15 protein-coding genes are annotated in these 16,892 nt (G+C 46.6%); all 15 read left to right on the top strand.

Annotated elements, in window-relative coordinates:
- Positions 1-317 precede the first annotated feature (317 nt).
- The 15 genes from ARB69_RS11410 to ARB69_RS11340 all read left to right on the top strand — a co-directional run bounded on the left by ARB69_RS11410 (position 318) and on the right by ARB69_RS11340 (position 16,884).
- Positions 318-1,229, top strand: a complete 912-nt coding sequence (locus ARB69_RS11410) for a MerR family transcriptional regulator (protein WP_154253370.1) — start codon at positions 318-320, stop codon at positions 1,227-1,229.
- Between the two features lie 231 nt (positions 1,230-1,460).
- Positions 1,461-3,554 (top strand): ornithine carbamoyltransferase, encoded by a 2,094-nt coding sequence (gene argF / locus ARB69_RS28255; protein ID WP_083487081.1) that lies wholly within the window; start codon positions 1,461-1,463, stop codon positions 3,552-3,554.
- An 89-nt stretch (positions 3,555-3,643) separates the two neighbouring features.
- Positions 3,644-4,624: a biotin--[acetyl-CoA-carboxylase] ligase gene (locus tag ARB69_RS11400; protein WP_050642072.1), complete on the top strand. Its 981-nt coding sequence runs from the start codon at positions 3,644-3,646 to the stop codon at positions 4,622-4,624.
- Positions 4,625-4,689: 65 nt separating this feature from the next.
- The gene (locus ARB69_RS11395; RefSeq protein WP_050642071.1) at positions 4,690-5,031 is read left to right on the top strand and encodes a DUF6145 family protein; all 342 of its coding nucleotides are present in this window, start codon (positions 4,690-4,692) and stop codon (positions 5,029-5,031) included.
- Positions 5,015-5,785 (top strand): type III pantothenate kinase, encoded by a 771-nt coding sequence (locus ARB69_RS11390; RefSeq protein WP_055153200.1) that lies wholly within the window; start codon positions 5,015-5,017, stop codon positions 5,783-5,785. The genes ARB69_RS11395 and ARB69_RS11390 overlap by 17 nt, the downstream gene beginning before the upstream one ends.
- A 13-nt stretch (positions 5,786-5,798) precedes the next feature.
- Positions 5,799-6,758 carry a tRNA dihydrouridine synthase DusB gene (dusB, locus tag ARB69_RS11385; RefSeq protein WP_055153198.1) on the top strand — a complete coding sequence of 320 codons (960 nt, stop codon included), beginning with the start codon at positions 5,799-5,801 and terminating at the stop codon, positions 6,756-6,758.
- A gap of 147 nt (positions 6,759-6,905) precedes the next feature.
- Entirely contained in the window at positions 6,906-7,394 is a 489-nt protein-coding gene (greA, locus tag ARB69_RS11380) for a transcription elongation factor GreA (RefSeq protein ID WP_055153196.1), read from the top strand.
- Positions 7,395-7,488: 94 nt separating this feature from the next.
- On the top strand, positions 7,489-9,450 hold the full coding sequence (gene lysS, locus ARB69_RS11375) for a lysine--tRNA ligase (protein ID WP_055153194.1): 1,962 nt from the start codon (positions 7,489-7,491) through the stop codon (positions 9,448-9,450).
- Between the two features lie 520 nt (positions 9,451-9,970).
- Positions 9,971-10,660: a deoxyribose-phosphate aldolase gene (deoC, locus tag ARB69_RS11370; protein WP_050642066.1), complete on the top strand. Its 690-nt coding sequence runs from the start codon at positions 9,971-9,973 to the stop codon at positions 10,658-10,660.
- An 11-nt stretch (positions 10,661-10,671) separates the two neighbouring features.
- A complete protein-coding gene (locus ARB69_RS11365) occupies positions 10,672-11,985 on the top strand; it encodes a transaldolase family protein (RefSeq protein ID WP_050642065.1) in 1,314 nt (437 codons plus the stop codon).
- 139 nt (positions 11,986-12,124) lie between these two features.
- Entirely contained in the window at positions 12,125-12,694 is a 570-nt protein-coding gene (locus ARB69_RS11360; RefSeq protein ID WP_055153192.1) for a DUF1097 domain-containing protein, read from the top strand.
- Between the two features lie 49 nt (positions 12,695-12,743).
- The gene (locus ARB69_RS11355; protein WP_050642063.1) at positions 12,744-13,196 is read left to right on the top strand and encodes a VOC family protein; all 453 of its coding nucleotides are present in this window, start codon (positions 12,744-12,746) and stop codon (positions 13,194-13,196) included.
- A 9-nt stretch (positions 13,197-13,205) separates the two neighbouring features.
- Entirely contained in the window at positions 13,206-14,369 is a 1,164-nt protein-coding gene (locus tag ARB69_RS11350) for a phosphopentomutase (RefSeq protein WP_055153190.1), read from the top strand.
- Positions 14,370-14,379: 10 nt separating this feature from the next.
- A complete protein-coding gene (locus ARB69_RS11345; protein ID WP_055153188.1) occupies positions 14,380-15,549 on the top strand; it encodes an iron-containing alcohol dehydrogenase in 1,170 nt (389 codons plus the stop codon).
- Between the two features lie 9 nt (positions 15,550-15,558).
- A complete protein-coding gene (locus tag ARB69_RS11340; protein WP_055153186.1) occupies positions 15,559-16,884 on the top strand; it encodes an amidohydrolase family protein in 1,326 nt (441 codons plus the stop codon).
- Positions 16,885-16,892 lie beyond the last annotated feature (8 nt).

Raw genomic sequence — 16,892 nt, 5'->3', positions numbered from 1 at the left:
AGTTGAAGAAGTTTTTTCCTCATCACCTCCTCTTTGAAAGTCGATTCAAATATGAAAAATCAAGCGGAAATGACACCCGCTCTATTTGTCATGCCCTAATCGACTGTGAATAGTAACAAACGGTGATTTGGTAAAAGAAAAAACTATTGACTCTTACGCTGCGTGATAGTGTACTATGAAATAAAAGAAATATAGAAGACAGTCACAGCCGGCAGACGAACAAACTATATATTCTTATAAACACCGTGTACTGACGTTTATGCAGTTTAACTAAAAACGCTGAATAATAATGTAATAGTACAGCGGTAAGACAGGAGCTGATTACGATAAGAACTGTAAAAGAGGTTGCCAGTTTGTCTGGCATCAGTGTAAGGACACTGCAGTATTATGACGAAATAGGTGTATTCAAACCAACAAAAGTAACCGATGCAGGCTATCGTCTATATGACGATGAAGCGTTGAAAACCCTGCAGCAGATTTTGTTTTTTAAGGAATTGGACTTTCCGTTGAAGGATATAAAAGCCATCATGGAAGATCCGCATTATGATAAACTCAAAGCATTTAAAAAGCAGAAAGAACTGCTGATAGTAAAACGCGACAGGCTAACGAAGCTTTTAAGCCTGCTTGAAAAGCTGGAAAAAGGAGAATCATGTATGAGTTTTGAAGAATTTGATTTAAGTGAATATATACAAATGCTGGAAGATTTTAAGCAGGAAAATACAGAAGAAGTAGTCAGGCATTGGGGAAGCGTAGAAGAGTTCGATAAATTCATAAGTAAAATGAAAGCGGACGAAGTCCAGATTGCGGAAATGGCAATCAAACAGTATGGAAGCGTTGCAAAATATACGGCAGCCATGAAGCACAGCTTGGAGCACTTTTCTGAGAATATGGAAAAGATGGAGCAGATAAAAAAGAATGGATATATAGAAAAAAACGAGGCCCTGAATGCAAAACTATATGAGGATATAACAAAAGACCCGAAGTCGGAAGAAGTGCAGAGTATATTAGATGAGATTATAAAGCTGGGGCAGGAGACCATGCCGGATGTAGATCAGGGGGAGCACTATTGGGAGATGATGATTGACTGGTACCTCCATAAAGAATCCTTAATAGAAGCGATAGATAAACGGTATGGGGCCGGGGCATCCAGATATATGGGGGAGGCGCTGCAATACTATTTTAGAAACGAAATCAAAGAAAATGATATAGGGGACGCAAAAAAGGGATAGTCTTTACATTTATAAGCATATTATAAAAAAAGCAAAATTTCTCATAATACCGATAGCTAATTACTGGAGGTTTTACGGATCACCAACCGAATCAATACGCTCCCCCCGCCCTGCTACAGGCTTCCCGGTTTTTTAGCGTCCCTCCCACAACAAAGATTTCCGCCAACTTTTTATAGAAAGTTGCAATTTAGGTCCGGGATATAGTATACTAACATAAATCGAGGTGAGCATATGGAACCATTACTGGACTTATCGAAGGAATATGGGATTGTACTTGACGGAGGAGGAGCCAGAGGGGCCTATCAGATCGGGGCCTGGAAGGCGTTGAAAGAGGCAGGCGTGAAGGTAAATGCGGTTGCGGGTACATCAGTGGGCGCTTTGAACGGAGCGCTTATTTGCATGGATGATGTCGAGAATGCGGAAAAGATATGGACCGGTATGACATTTTCCAAGGTGATGGATGTGGATGATGACTGGATGGAGCGTCTGTTCAGCCATGAGAACAAGTTTACGGAAGTGATCGCAGAGATCTGGAAGAGGCTGTCGGATGGCGGTGTGGATGTAACTCCGCTGAGGAAGCTGATTCATGAAGTGATTGATGAGGAGAAGATCCGCAGTTCCGGGAAAGAATTCTTTCTTCTGACATTTTCTTTGACGGATTTTAAAGAACTGGATCTGAGCCTGGATGATATCCCGGAAGGGATGCTGGAAGATTTTCTGCTTGCAAGTGCGTACCTGCTGGGATTTAAGAATGAAAAGCTGCATGGGAAGAGATATATTGACGGCGGCGTGGTGAATAATGTGCCGCTGAAGTCCCTGGTCAAACGAGGGTATACTGATATTATTGAGATCCGTATTTACGGGCCCGGCAGAGAGCCCAGAGTGAAGCTGCCCGAAGGGGCTGAGAAGTATCAGATTGGTCCGCGGGTTGGACTGGGCAGTATTATAGATTTTGAGAGTAAGCGGAGCCGGCAGAATCTGAAAATCGGTTATTTTGATGCAAAGCGTATGCTTTATGGCCTGGAAGGATTTATTTATTATGTAGTACAGACCCATGAGGACGGCTGGTTTGAGGAACAGCTGGCGGATATCACGGAGATAGAAAAAGCGGAAATGGCGTTCGTGCTGAAGCTGCCGCTGACATTTACCGTAAAGGCTTTGTATATGGCGATGCTGGAGGCGAGCGCGAAGCAGATGCGTATTCCCAAGTATCAGATCTATACGACGGATGAATTATACAACCTGACGGCCGAACGGTATGAAGCGCTTGCCGACAAGATTCATCTGCCGAGATTTACACATGTACTTATGAATATAGGGAGGGATAACACAATGAATTTAAAAGGAAGAAACTTTTTGACGCTGAAGGATTTTACCCCGGAAGAGATTACTTATCTGCTTGACCTTGCGGCAGATCTGAAAGAGAAGAAGAAAAACGGGGTGCCTGTGGATTATTATAAAGGAAAGAATGTGGCCCTTATTTTTGAGAAGACAAGCACCAGAACGCGCTGTGCATTCGAGGTGGCGGCGCACGACATGGGAATGGGTTCCACTTACCTGGATCCCAGTGGATCGCAGATCGGGAAAAAGGAGAGCATCGAGGATACCGCAAGAGTGCTGGGAAGAATGTATGACGGCATCGAATACCGCGGTTTCGGCCAGGAGATTGTGGAGGAACTGGCAAAATATGCAGGAGTCCCTGTATGGAACGGCCTGACAAATGAGTACCATCCGACTCAGATGCTGGCAGACTTACTAACGATCCGGGAGCATTTCGGTAAATTAAAAGGAATCAAGCTGGTATATATGGGAGATGCAAGATACAATATGGGCAACTCCCTGATGATCGCATGTGCAAAGATGGGGATGCACTTTGTAGCATGCACCACGGCAAAATATTTCCCGAGCCAGGAGCTGGTTGAAGTCTGCAGAGGATATGCGGCAGAGTCAGGAGCAACAATCACACTGACCGAGGACGCCATGGAAGGGACAAAAGATGCGGATGTAATCTACACAGATGTCTGGGTATCTATGGGTGAGCCTGACGAAGTATGGGAAGAGCGTATTAAAGAACTTTCCCCATATAAAGTAACAAAAGAAATTATGGGAAATGCAGGCGAGGGCGCAATCTTCCTGCACTGCCTGCCGGCATTCCACGATCTGAAGACAAAGATCGGAAAAGAAATGGGAGAAAGGTTCGGCATCACAGATATGGAAGTTACGGATGAAGTATTCGAGTCCGTGCAGTCCAAAGTATTTGACGAGGCAGAAAATAGAATGCATACCATCAAGGCAGTTATGGTTGCGACTTTGGGAGAATTTTAAGAATATTCAGAAAACGGAGGGTAAAGGGGTCAGACCCCTTTGCAAAGGGGTCTGACCCCATGCCCTCCGTTTGAATTCGGGGTGAAGTTTTGAAAGCAGAAATATTAAAAATGCTGCGTGAAAGTAATGATTATGTGTCCGGCCAGCAGTTGTGTGAGAAGCTCGGAGTTTCCCGGACCGCTGTCTGGAAGGCAATCAATCAGCTGAAAGAAGAGGGCTATCAGGTAGAAGCCGTTCGAAACCGCGGCTATCATATTGTGGAGAGTCCGGATATTATCTCCAGAGAAGAGCTCGCCAGCATGATCGACACCGAGTGGGCAGGACAGAAAGTCTACTATTATAATACAACGGATTCCACCAACATCCGGGCAAAACAACTCGGAGAAGAGGGAGCCCCCCACGGAACCCTGGTCACGGCCGGCCAGCAGAGCGCCGGAAGAGGGCGCCGCGGCAGAGGATGGGAGTCACCGGCGGGCAGCAGCGTGTATATGTCAATTTTGCTCCGGCCGGAGATTCCGCCGGTGAAAGCGCCTATGCTGACTTTGGTAATGGCTTTGAGCGTTGCCAGGAGCCTCGAGGAATGCACCGGTTTGAATGTTCAGATTAAATGGCCGAATGATATCATCCTGAATGGGAAGAAACTGGTTGGCATTCTGACGGAAATGAGTACAGAGATTGACTTTATTAATCACGTAGTAATCGGTGTGGGAATCAATGTGAACATGGAATATCTTCCGGAGAAAATACGGGATAAGGCAACATCCCTCCGCCTGGAAACAGGACATGTGATAAGGCGAAGCGAAATCATAGCATCTACGATGAAAGAATTTGAGAAATACTACGGCTTATTCATCGAAGACCAGAATCTGGAAAGCATGCGTGAAGAATACAATGCTCTGCTGGTTAACCGCGGCAAAGAAGTGCGGATTCTGGGAGGAAAAGAAGAATATAACGCAGTGGCGCTGGGAATAAACGAAAAAGGCGAATTATTAGTACGCCGTAAAGACGGAACAGAAGAGGCAATCTTTGCCGGCGAAGTATCCGTGCGGGGAGTGTACGGATACATCTAAATTTTGAGAATATTCAGAAAATGGTAAGCAAAGGGGTCAGACCCCTTTGCAGGAAAGGACGAATCATGGAAGAGGAAGTTGTTCTTTGCGGGGCCAGCTCATACGAGCAGAAGTTTTATTTGAACCCCGAGTTCGAGACACTCCCGGAAAGCATACAGCAGGAACTTCAGATTATGTGTGTGCTGTACACAGAGGATGTGGGCGGAGTGCTGATGGTGGTTTACGACGAGCAGGGAAATCTGGAACTGCGGGTAGACCACAGGGAGGATGATTTTACGTTTGATGAGATAGGCAGCGTGCTGAAGATCAAGGAACTCCAGCGTACGAAGTCGGAACTTTTTGAGTCGCTGGAACTGTTCTATAAGGTATTCTGTTTAGGGGAGGATATGGATGTTACTGACGATTGATGTAGGAAATACAAATATAACATTAGGTGTATTCGATCATGATAAACTGGTCGGAACCTTCCGCATGACTACAAAGCGCTCCAGGACCTCGGATGAATACGGCTTTACGATCTGCGGCATACTGGAGCACCGGGATGTGAAGGCGGCAGATGTGGACGCGGTGATTATAGCCTCGGTAGTACCGGATATTATGCACTCATTGGGGAGTGGAATCATCAAGTATCTGGATGTAAAACCGCTGGTTGTTTCTGCCGGAATTAAAACGGGAATCCGGATTGTGACGGAGAATCCCAAGGAGATCGGTCCGGATCGTATTGTGGACGCAGTAGCGGGATATGAGCTCTACGGCGGGCCGGTGATTGTTGTGGACTTCGGGACTGCGACCACCTATGACCTGATCGGGCCGAAGGGGACTTTTGAAGCGGGGATTACCGCGCCCGGGATCGAGACTGCCGGACGCTCCCTATGGGGCGGAGCTGCCATGCTTCCGGCTATCGAGATCAAAAAGCCGCCGTCCATCCTGGCAAAGGAGACGGTCTCCAGTATGCAGGCAGGACTTGTCTATGGGGCGATCGGTCAGACTGAGTATATTATAGAGAAGATCAAAGAAGAGTCCGGCTATGATAAGGCCACTGTAGTAGCAACGGGCGGCCTTGGCAAAATCATTGCGAAGGAAACCAGGAGTATAGACGCATACAGGCCGGATCTGACATTGGACGGGCTTCGTCTGATTTATAATAAAAATAGAAAATAGTGAGATAATAGACATGAAACAATTGAAAATCGGCAATGTACAGCTACAGAATTCTTATATACTAGGACCCATGGCAGGAGTAACAGACCTGCCATTTCGCTTGCTCTGCAAAGAGCAGGGAGCCGGCCTTGTCTGCATGGAAATGGTAAGCGCGAAAGGAATCCTCTATAACAATAAGAATACGGAAAGCCTTCTGGAGATCCATCCGGATGAAATGCCCGCCTCTCTGCAGCTGTTCGGTTCTGATCCCAAAATTGTCAGTGAGATGGCAAAAAGAATAGAAGAGCGTCCATTTGCTATCTTGGATATTAATATGGGCTGTCCGGTCCCCAAGGTAGTCCGCAATGGGGAGGGATCCGCACTGATGAAGAATCCTAAGCTGGTATTCGAACTGGTGAGCGCAGTGGTAAAAGCAATCGAAAAACCGGTAACCGTGAAGATCAGAAAAGGGTTTGATGAGCAGCATGTGAATGCCGTGGAGATTGCGAAAATTATCGAGGAAGCAGGAGCGGCAGCCGTCGCAGTTCACGGAAGAACAAGAGAGCAGTACTATTCCGGAAAGGCGGACTGGGAAATCATCAGCAAAGTAAAGGATGCTGTAACCATTCCGGTCATAGGAAATGGAGATGTCACATCGGGGGAAAGGGCCATTGCCATGCGGGAGCAGACGGGCTGTGATGGAGTCATGATAGCCAGAGGCGCCCAGGGCAACCCCTGGATATTTTCCGAGCTCACAGTCTATGAACAGAACGGCACGCTTCCGCCCAGGCCGTCCGTTGCGGAGATTAAGAAAACCATGCTCCGGCACGCCGCCCTCCAGCTTGAATACAAAGGCGAGTACCTTGGAATTCGGGAAATGCGCAAGCATGTCGCCTGGTATGTAAAAGGACTTCACGGCGCAGCAAGGCTGAGAGATGCCATTAATAAGGTAGAGACGTATGAAGAACTTGAAAATATCTTGACATCGCTATAGGGATTGGTTATAATATTGAAATTGTGAAATATAAATTTAAACAGGATTAGAATCAGTGCATAGGAACGCTGATCAGAAGCAAGAAAGCTTAATAAATGAAAGAACACGATAAGAGGAAAGAAAAGGAAAGGAAAAGGAGCAGTTAACATGGCAGAAGCAAAGAAAAGATTACTTACTTATGCAGGCCTAAAGGCACTGGAAGACGAGCTGGAGAATCTGAAGGTCGTTAAACGGAAAGAGGTCGCAGCAAAGATTAAGGAAGCGAGAGAGCAGGGGGATTTATCCGAGAATGCAGAGTACGATGCGGCAAAAGACGAGCAGCGCGATATTGAGGCCCGTATCGAAGAGCTGGAGGGCATCCTTAAAAATGCCGAGGTCGTTGTTGAAGACGAGGTAGACTTCGACAAAATCAATGTAGGATGTAAAGTAAAAGTATTTGATATCACGTTTGATGAGGAAATGGAATTCAAAATTGTTGGTTCAACAGAAGCAAACAGTCTGGAAGGAAAGATATCCAATGAATCTCCGGTAGGGCAGGCATTGATGGGCAAGAAAGCGGGAGACTTAGTCGAGGTAGAGACACAGGCCGGGCAGATTCAGTATAAGGTACTTGATATCAGCCGGTCAACGAGATAACTGAGGATTGAAATAATGTAATAAACCAATGAAATGACAGACCTCTTACCTACAAGAGGTCTGAATTCGCATATATAAGGAAGGAGAGAAAACAGTGTCCGAACAGAAAAATAACAAGAACGCACAGCAGAACAATGCACAGGAGCCAGACCTGAATCAGCTGAGGAAGGTCCGCCGTGAGAAGCTGGCTGAGCTGCAGGAAAACGGCAAAGACCCGTTTGTAACCACGAAATATGACCAGACACACCACAGCCAGGAGATCAAAGATCAATACGAGGAGCTGGAGGGCAAAACCGTATCAATCGCAGGCCGCATGATGTCCAAGCGTGTCATGGGGAAAGCTTCCTTCTGCAATGTCCAGGATCTCAAGGGCAACATCCAGTCATACGTAGCAAGAGACAGCGTAGGTGAGGATGCGTATAAAGAATTTAAAAAGATGGATGTAGGCGATGTAGTGGGAATCGTGGGTGAAGTGTTCCGGACAAAGACAGGAGAGATCTCGATCCATGCCGCTTCTGTCAAACTGCTTTCCAAGAGCCTGCAGATACTGCCGGAGAAGTTCCACGGCCTGACAAATACGGACATCCGTTACCGTCAGAGATACGTAGACCTGATCATGAATCCGGAAGTAAAAGATACATTTATCAAACGTTCAAAAATCCTGAGTTCCATCAGAAGATACCTGGATACAGAAGGCTTCATGGAAGTGGAAACGCCGATGCTTGTGAGCAATGCGGGAGGCGCTGCGGCAAGGCCTTTCGAGACACATTTCAATGCACTGGATGAGGATTTCAAGCTCCGCATCTCTCTTGAACTGTACTTAAAGAGGCTGATCGTAGGCGGTATGGAACGTGTTTATGAAATTGGACGAGTCTTCCGCAACGAGGGTCTTGATACAAGACACAATCCGGAATTTACGCTGATGGAGCTGTACCAGGCTTATACAGATTATCATGGCATGATGGATCTGACAGAGAATCTCTATCGTCATGTGGCACAGGAAGTCCTGGGCACAACAACAATCGTTTATAATGGTGTTGAGATGGATCTCGGCAAGCCGTTCGAGAGAATCACGATGATTGATGCCGTTAAAAAATATGCGGGCATCGATTTTAATGAGATTAAAACAACAGAAGAAGCAAAAGCACTTGCGAAAGAAAAGGGCATAGAGTTTGAAGACAGGCACAAAAAGGGTGATATCCTGAGCCTGTTCTTTGAGGAATTTGTTGAGGAACATCTGGTGCAGCCCACATTTGTTATGGATCACCCGATTGAGATCTCACCGCTTACAAAGAAGAAACCGGAGAATCCGGACTATGTAGAAAGATTCGAATTCTTCATGAATGGCTGGGAGATGGCAAACGCATACTCTGAGCTGAATGATCCGATTGATCAGAGAGAAAGATTCAAAGCGCAGGAAGAACTGCTGGCACAGGGGGATGAGGAAGCGAATACGACGGATGAAGACTTTCTCAATGCGCTGGAGATCGGGATGCCTCCTACAGGAGGGATTGGATTCGGGATCGACAGGATGTGTATGCTGCTGACGGATTCGGCGGCTATACGTGATGTACTGCTGTTCCCGACCATGAAGACACTGGGCGGAAGCGATGCTTCTAAGAAGGTGGAAAAGGCAGGGAAGGAAGAGGACAAGCCAGAGGAAAAAAAGGCTGAAAAAATTGATTTTTCTAATGTAAGAATTGAGCCGCTGTTTGAAGAATTTGTTGATTTTGATACATTTGCAAAGTCTGATTACAGAGCTGTAAAGGTAATATCCTGTGAAGCTGTACCGAAGAGCAAGAAGCTTCTGAAGTTCGTTTTGGATGACGGTACAGACAAAGAACGCGTGATTTTAAGCGGAATTCACGAATATTATGAGCCGGAAGAGCTGGTAGGTAAGACTTGTATCGCAATCACAAACCTGCCGCCAAGACCCATGATGGGAATTGATTCCTGCGGAATGTTAATCTCAGCAGTACACGAGGAAGATGGTCATGAAGGACTGAACCTTCTGATGGTGGATGATAGAATTCCGGCAGGAGCGAAGCTGTATTAAGAGCTAATTTTCCGCTTGGAAAAAGCTGAAAATCCTGGTATTATTATTCATTTGCCAGTAATTATATAAAGTATGATGCATTGTTATAAAGCATAACGAATTTCAGGCGAAAAGGTGAAGGTGGAGCAAAAATATATGAAAGCACTTCTTAGAGTTAATCTAAGGAGTGCTTTTTTTCACATATGTGGTAAACCGCATTAAGCCGGTTAATGAACAGATTTATTATATGGGATTCCGTAAATGACACTATAGCTGTGTTATAGATTATGCAAAAGTATTCGGGACTTTAACGGAAAGTGTAAAAATGGCATGAAATGTTATATAATGAACAAATTGTTTAAACAAATGTTAAAGTATACTCATTTATATTGCGTGAAAGTGAACAATAAGTGAAATAAAACTAACAAATGTTATTGACAAAACAAAATAAGGGTGTTATACTAACATTGTAACGAACAGTATATTGAAAATGCGCATCAATATAATAGCAAGGAAAAGTGGATTATTAGGAGGATTTACAATGTTGACAGTGAACGAATTTGCAAAGCATTTAGACTTAGCATATCTGGCGCCGAATTTACAGAAGGAAGATATCATCGAAGCATGTAATATTGCTAAGAAGTATCATGTAAATGCGGTGAACGTGAACTCCTGCTGGGGAGAACTTGTTGTGGAAGAGTTAAAGGGAAGCGATGTTGGACCAAGCGCTGTCATTGGTTTTCCGTATGGCGCGATGTGCACGAAGGCAAAATTATTTGAATTAGAAGAGATGGTAAAGCTTGGATGTACTGCCTGCGATATGGTTGTGAACATCGGAGCTGTAAAAGATAAAAACTATGAGCTTGTACGCCATGAGATCAGCGAGTTTGTAAGGATCTGCGGCGAGGGCTGTGATACAAAGCTGATCTTCGAAGTTGGATTCTTGACTGATGAAGAGATAGCAGAGCTGACGAAGATCTGCTGTGAGTGCGGTGTTACATATGTAAAGACAGCTACCGGATCACAGGCATTCCCGACTTTGGATCAGGTTAAGATCATGAAAGAGAATCTTTCCGGAGATACGAAGATTAAAGTTTCCGGAGTGCCGAGAACATTTACCATGCCGGCAGTCCTTCACATGTTTGAACACATGGGTGTCAGCCTGGTAGGAACAAGAAGCGCAGGCAAGCTTGTCGAGGAATACAGCAAATATCTGGAAGAATTGAAATAGTGGAGGGTGTTATGCAGACAGTGAATTACAGTTTAGCCTCTCTTGTGGGAGGAGAGATTCAGATCGTATCAAATGATGAAGGCTATGTCAGAAGAGCGCTCCATCAGAATATCAGTCTTGAGGAATATGAATTCCTGTTGAAAAGAATACGTTATATCGGTGTAAGCGACAGATTCAGGGATGTCATCGATTTGTTCAAGGTTCCGGAAGGGGAGACGCCGGCGGGATTCAAGATTGAATATAATATGAAAGAGAACCAGATATTGGAGATAGATTTGGTCAGAAATATATCGTATGATAAAAATGGACTCAGAAGACCGACCAAGTTCATCTATTCGGCAGATACAGCCAATCCGTATGAAGTCGAGCCGATCAAACACCTCATCGGGAACCTGACCTGCAATCCGGGGATTATCTATGACCTGTTCATCAATAATCCGCAGGCAAATGTGGGGCATAAGTTTAAGACCAGGAACGAGGTTATGAGTGAGATTGCTAATATTCTCGGACCAGGGTGTGATATCAGTGTTGAGGTAAATAATCCATTTGCAGATTTTGAACAGATACTTGAGGAGGCAGAGGAATTCAGAGAGATGTTCTCTGATTACCGTATGGTTCTCAAGATTCCCCATACAGGCCCGGTAAATGCAGACAATGTAAGCGAGCTGCTCGCAGGCGACAAGAAGCTTTCTACACGCTGGAATCAGGCGGCTACAAAGGATTACCTTTACGGGCACAACCTGGCGCTGAAGATGAAGGAACATGGATTCAGAGTAAACTATACTTTGATGTTTGAACCGTGGCAGACGGGCATGGCATTGCAGGCGAAGCCATATTTTATCAATAGCTTTGTACGCCAGCGCTTTGGTGTTACAACTTATATTAATGGGCTTCTGAATGCATACCAGACTACATATGACGACAGATTTTTGCAGGCCCTGCGCAGCTTTATGATCGAATGGGACTTCCTCTCCAAGAATGACCAGGATGCGGATCTGCGTCTGGTTGAAAAGATGGCAAGAGAGACAGTTGAATATAGAAAGATCAACGAACACGAGGGATTCGACGGCATGGACGGCGTAAGGCATAACTTACGGATGCTTCGGAATTCTAATCTGGAGGACACCAGGCTGATCATCTGCAGTATCGAAGGTTCAAGAATGTATCCGGAGCTGGACAAACTGATGACAGAAGATGAGTTCAAGGATATGACGGACAGGATTGTAATTACGACAGAACCAAGTTACTTAGCCCAGAATACATCGGCACCGCAAATTATTACATATCAGAGAAGATTCATGAACGCTGCGAATGGTGAGAAGTAGTTTATTGAAGGGGCACCAGGGGCAGACTCGGGCGCCTCTTTTTTGGATCTCCCGGCGTAAATACGCCAATTTATAGCACCCGCTGTCTGCGCCGGGAGGCACTGGACAGGATTGCGTTAAAAAGCGGGCAGGAGGAGAAATGAAGAAAAGCCAGTATCTAATATTTGCGATTTTTGTGGGAATCCAGTCTTTTCTGCTTCAGCTGGTGGACCAGGTGATCGGTACGCATCTTGTATCCGGCGGCCACAGTGGATTTGTGTTTATCGCGTTTCAGGGCTGGGCGCTTTACTTTCTGCTGGGAAGCAGTGTGAAGGGCGCCGTAAAGGGATTCTGCGGGTATGTCCTGGGGATTCTGTTTGCAGTGATTATGATTGGGATGTCGGCCATTTTACCGGATCTGAAGCTTTTGACGGTACCGCTGGTGGCGTTGATTGTGGTTCCCTTTATGATGTATTTTGAATTTGCCCCGTGGTGTATCAGTAATGTTGCCGTGTTCTTTGTCGGGGCGGGCGCCTTTTTCGGAGTTAACAGCTATGTTGAAGGTATCAAAATGTGGCAGTCCGCAGGGATTGTACTTCTATACTGTATATTCGGGCTGCTGTCCGGCTGGACGAGCATCGTGTTTCGGAAATGGCTGGAAGGCAAGATTTTCAGCGTATCTGTTCCTGATTCCGGACAGATACCGGGTAAGAAAGGAATAGATGCGTAACAGTTCAGGCATGTCTGAACTGCTACATGGATGGAGGTGTATCAGGCACATGAGTAAGTTAGAAATGCTGACAAAGTTAAATGATATCTGCTTATTTGTAAAAGATTTTCAGGGAGCGCTTAAATTCTACACAGAAAAGTTCGGGTTCAAAGTAAAGAGACTTCAGCCGGACCCTGAGCATGCCAATTATGCGGAATTTGAATTCCATGGGACGGCGGTTACGCTCTGGGATAAAAAGGGGCTGTGCGAAGTGGTGGACCATACCTATATCGATGGGGAAGGACATCATTTTATGATGGCTGTGAAGGTTCCCGCTCTGCAGGACGTAGACGATATAGCAGAAGAATTGATTGGCAACGGGGTAAACTGCATCAAGGAACCGACCACCTATGGTTTTGGCTCCAGAGCGGCTTATTTTCAGGATTTTGAAGGAAATGTATGGGAAGTGTTTGCCTGGGAAGAAGGCAATGGCCCGGGTCTTCTGGATGAAGCGACAGAATAGGAGGAAGCCATGCCAGGTTTTACAATTATCGTGCTGGACAGCGTAGGGGTCGGAGAGCTTCCGGATGCGGCAGAGTTCGGAGATACAGGAACCAATACGCTGAAGCATGTGGACGAGTACAGAGAAGGGCTGAATATCCCGAATTTAAAGCAGCTTGGGTTGTATAATATCGAGGGAACAGGACTTACGGGGATCAGGGCTCCCAAAGGGTGCTTCGGAAAAGCAGCAGAGTTGGGAAAGGCAAAGGATACAACGAATGGACATTTCGAGATTGCCGGGCTGACCGTGAAGACGCCGTTCAAAGTATTTGGGGAATCTTTTCCGCCGCGGATTATAGAGGAGCTGGAGCGGCGGATTGGGACGAAGATGATTGGGAATTATCCGGCGTCCGGTACCGAGATCATCAAAGTGCTGGGAGATGAGCATGTAAAGACCGGGTATCCGATCGTATATCTATCGGCTGACAGCCTGATGCAGATTGCGATGCATGAGAGTATCATCCCTTTAGAGAGACAGTATGAGATCTGCCGGATTGCCAGGGAGCTCCTCACAGGGGATGACACGGTAAGCCGTGTGATCTGCAGGCCGTTTACCGGCGAAAGCGGTAATTATTACCGCACGGAAAACCGCAAAGACTTTTCCGTAGACCCGCCGGGGTATACAGTTTTGGACCTCCTGAGTGAGAAGGGGAAAGACGTGATCGGCGTCGGGAAGATTGAAGACATTTTCAACAGGCGCGGCCTGACGGAGATCAATCACACGAAGAACAACAGAGAAGGCATACAGGCTGCCCTGTCTTATCTGAAGACAGGATTTGACGGGCTTTTATTTGTGAATCTGGTTGATTTTGACATGCTTTACGGACACCGCAATAACCCGCTGGGATATGCTGAGGCGCTGGAGTATTTTGATACCTTTGTACCTGAGATGGTCAGCCTTTTGAAGGAAGATGATATTCTCCTGATCACGGCGGACCATGGATGTGACCCGACAACGCCGGGAACAGATCATACAAGGGAGTATATTCCGATTGTCTTATACGGGAAGCGGCTGAAAGCAGGAATCGATATAGGAACCAGGAGTACCTTTTCAGACATTGCGGCGACCGTTGCAGAATATTTTGGCTATGAATTTCAGGCGGGTACCTCTTTTCTGAAGGAGATAGAAAGGTAAGGTAGGAAATATGGATAGTTTTGAATTTATGTCACCGACGAAGTTTATCCTGGACAAGGATGCAGATCAGCTTTGCGGGCAGGAAGTTAAGAAGATATCTGATAAAGTGTTATTTGTTCATTACGGGGACGGTTATATGTATAAGTCCGGGCTCCACGCAAGGATTATTAAGGCTCTGGAGGCGGCGCAGGTTACGTATTATGAGCTGCCAGGGGTAGAACCGAATCCGAAGGTCGGGCTGGTCCGGGAGGGCGCAGCGCTTTGTAAGGAGCATCAGATCGGCTGCGTATTGGCAGTTGGGGGCGGCAGCGTCATTGACACGGCTAAGGCAGTTGCCCTGGGGGCAAAGTATGAAGGCGATGTGTGGGATTTTTACAGCAAGAAGGCCGTTCCGGCTGAGGCGCTTCCGGTAGGCACAGTCATGACACTTCCGGCGACAGGAAGCGAAGGCAGCAATGGAAGCGTGCTGAATAATCCGGAAACAGGCGAGAGCGCGGATGTCATGGCAGATTTTTTAAGGCCTTCATTCACCTTAATGAATCCCGATCTGACGCTGACGATACCGAAAAGACAGACCGTATTTGGCATTATCGATATGTTTTCCCATGTACTGGAACGGTATTTTTCAAGCTCTGTGGATGTGCATCTGACAGACTATATGTGTGAAGGTGTTATGAAGGCAATTCTGGTCAATGCCAGAGCGCTGATGGAGAACCTGGATGATTACAATGCCAGGGCAGAGTTCATGTGGACGGCTATTGTAGCACACAACGGGCTTCTTGCAGCCGGAAGGAATCAGGACTGGGCGACGCATACGATCGGCGCACAGCTGAGCGCGCAGTATAATGCGGTACATGGTTCGACCCTATCCGTGCTATTTCCATGTTGGGCGACGTACGTATACAAAGAAAACCTTCCGAGATTCGTACAGTTTGCGAACCGCGTGTTTGACGTTGAGATAGATTTTTATGACCAGGAGAAGACCGCTTTGGAGGGAATCCGCAGATTGAAGGAATTTTTCCAATCCATGGGTGCTCCCGTGACATTAAAGGAAATCGGAGTCGAAAGCGATGAGAAGTTCCGGAAGATGGCAGAAGATGCATGCAGGTTCGGCAATATCGGTGGGCTGAAGGTTCTGAATGCCGATGATGTGGAAGCAATTTACAGAATGGCACAGTAGGGTGGGTATATGAAGTATGAAATAGGTATCAGCGGGGCAGTTATTGTCTCGGCGCACAACCGGTACCGGCCGTTTATCGGTTCGGTAGGCGTGTCCGGGGACAGGATTGCGGCCGTTATGGAAGGAAAACTAAAAAAGGAAGACTGTGAGGTCTGGCTGGATGCCGATGGAAAGATCCTGATGCCCGGACTTGTCAACGGGCACTGCCACGGGGACATGACACTGGCGCGAGGGCTGGGGGATGATATGACTTTGCTGGAGCAAAACCATAAGTTTGCTGATACCGGGTGGTTTTATACCCTGATTGACGACGAGGACAGGTTCTATTCCCGGCAGCTCACCTACTGTGAGGCGCTGCTTTCCGGTACCACATTTATCATGGAAAATATGTACTGGGGGCTTAAAGAAGATTCTGTCCGTGCGATGAAGGAGGTTGGTATCAGAGGAGCTCTGGCGGAGGATGTCCGGGTAGATTTTCAGAAACCGGATGAGCTTATATCAGAACAATTTCTTACAGAGTTTATCAGAGTGTGCAAAGAGAATGATTTTGTTCCTGTACTGGGTGGGATTTCGGAAGAAGACTATGATACGGAGAGGCTGAAAAGGATTCAGGCGATCGCAGACCGGCACAAGATATTGCTTACCTGCCATTTAGCGGAGAACACATGGCGGCAGGAGATTGTAAAAGAGAAGTACCATGGGACGGCGATTGCATATCTGCATCAGAACCGGCTGCTGAATCCGGGCGTAATCGGCTCCCACGTCGTCTACGCTTCCGAAGACGAGGTAATACAGCTTGCACAGACGGATACAAAGGTAGTGAATACGCCGCTGTGCGAGATGAAGATTCAGGACGGCATCGCGCCAATTCCGGAGATGGTCAGGCGGGGCGTTACCGTATGCCTGGGTACAGACGGGGCAATGTGGAACAACTCTAACGATATTTTCCGGGAAATGAAAGGGATGTCCCTGCTCCATACGATCCACAAAGGAATCCGCAGTCTGAAGAAGACGGATATTCTGGATATGGCGACAATCAACGGGGCAAAATGCTTTGGACTGGAAAACGACTATGGAACCATCGAAGCAGGGAAGAAGGCAGATTTTATTCTAATCGAGACTAGAGCTCCCCATATGCAGCCGATGCTTCTGGGGGAAATGGAGACGGTAACGTCCGCTCTTATCTATAATGCAACAGGCCGTGACGTAACGGATGTTTTTGTGGACGGAAGGCATGTAGTAGCGGATGGGGTATTGCAGACAATAGACGTAAAGGATGTCATGGAAAAAGTGCAGAAGACTTCGGAAAAAATAGGAAGGGCACTTTCTTCATAGAAAAAAGA

The sequence above is a fragment of the Faecalicatena contorta genome (genome assembly GCF_001404335.1).
Lineage (GTDB): Bacteria > Bacillota > Clostridia > Lachnospirales > Lachnospiraceae > Faecalicatena > Faecalicatena contortus_B.
This window is presented reverse-complemented; position numbering and strand designations above follow the sequence as displayed.

Excerpts from the sequence above, each read along its gene's own strand:
- dusB (WP_055153198.1), top strand. The coding sequence starts at position 5,799 with ATGAAACAATTGAAAATCGGCAATGTACAGCTACAGAATTCTTATATA.
- greA (WP_055153196.1), top strand. The coding sequence starts at position 6,906 with ATGGCAGAAGCAAAGAAAAGATTACTTACTTATGCAGGCCTAAAGGCA.
- ARB69_RS11355 (WP_050642063.1), top strand. The coding sequence starts at position 12,744 with ATGAGTAAGTTAGAAATGCTGACAAAGTTAAATGATATCTGCTTATTT.
- ARB69_RS11350 (WP_055153190.1), top strand. The coding sequence starts at position 13,206 with ATGCCAGGTTTTACAATTATCGTGCTGGACAGCGTAGGGGTCGGAGAG.
- ARB69_RS11360 (WP_055153192.1), top strand. The coding sequence starts at position 12,125 with ATGAAGAAAAGCCAGTATCTAATATTTGCGATTTTTGTGGGAATCCAG.
- deoC (WP_050642066.1), top strand. The coding sequence starts at position 9,971 with ATGTTGACAGTGAACGAATTTGCAAAGCATTTAGACTTAGCATATCTG.
- argF (WP_083487081.1), top strand. The coding sequence starts at position 1,461 with ATGGAACCATTACTGGACTTATCGAAGGAATATGGGATTGTACTTGAC.
- ARB69_RS11390 (WP_055153200.1), top strand. The coding sequence starts at position 5,015 with ATGTTACTGACGATTGATGTAGGAAATACAAATATAACATTAGGTGTA.
- ARB69_RS11340 (WP_055153186.1), top strand. The coding sequence starts at position 15,559 with ATGAAGTATGAAATAGGTATCAGCGGGGCAGTTATTGTCTCGGCGCAC.
- ARB69_RS11365 (WP_050642065.1), top strand. The coding sequence starts at position 10,672 with ATGCAGACAGTGAATTACAGTTTAGCCTCTCTTGTGGGAGGAGAGATT.
- ARB69_RS11345 (WP_055153188.1), top strand. The coding sequence starts at position 14,380 with ATGGATAGTTTTGAATTTATGTCACCGACGAAGTTTATCCTGGACAAG.
- ARB69_RS11395 (WP_050642071.1), top strand. The coding sequence starts at position 4,690 with ATGGAAGAGGAAGTTGTTCTTTGCGGGGCCAGCTCATACGAGCAGAAG.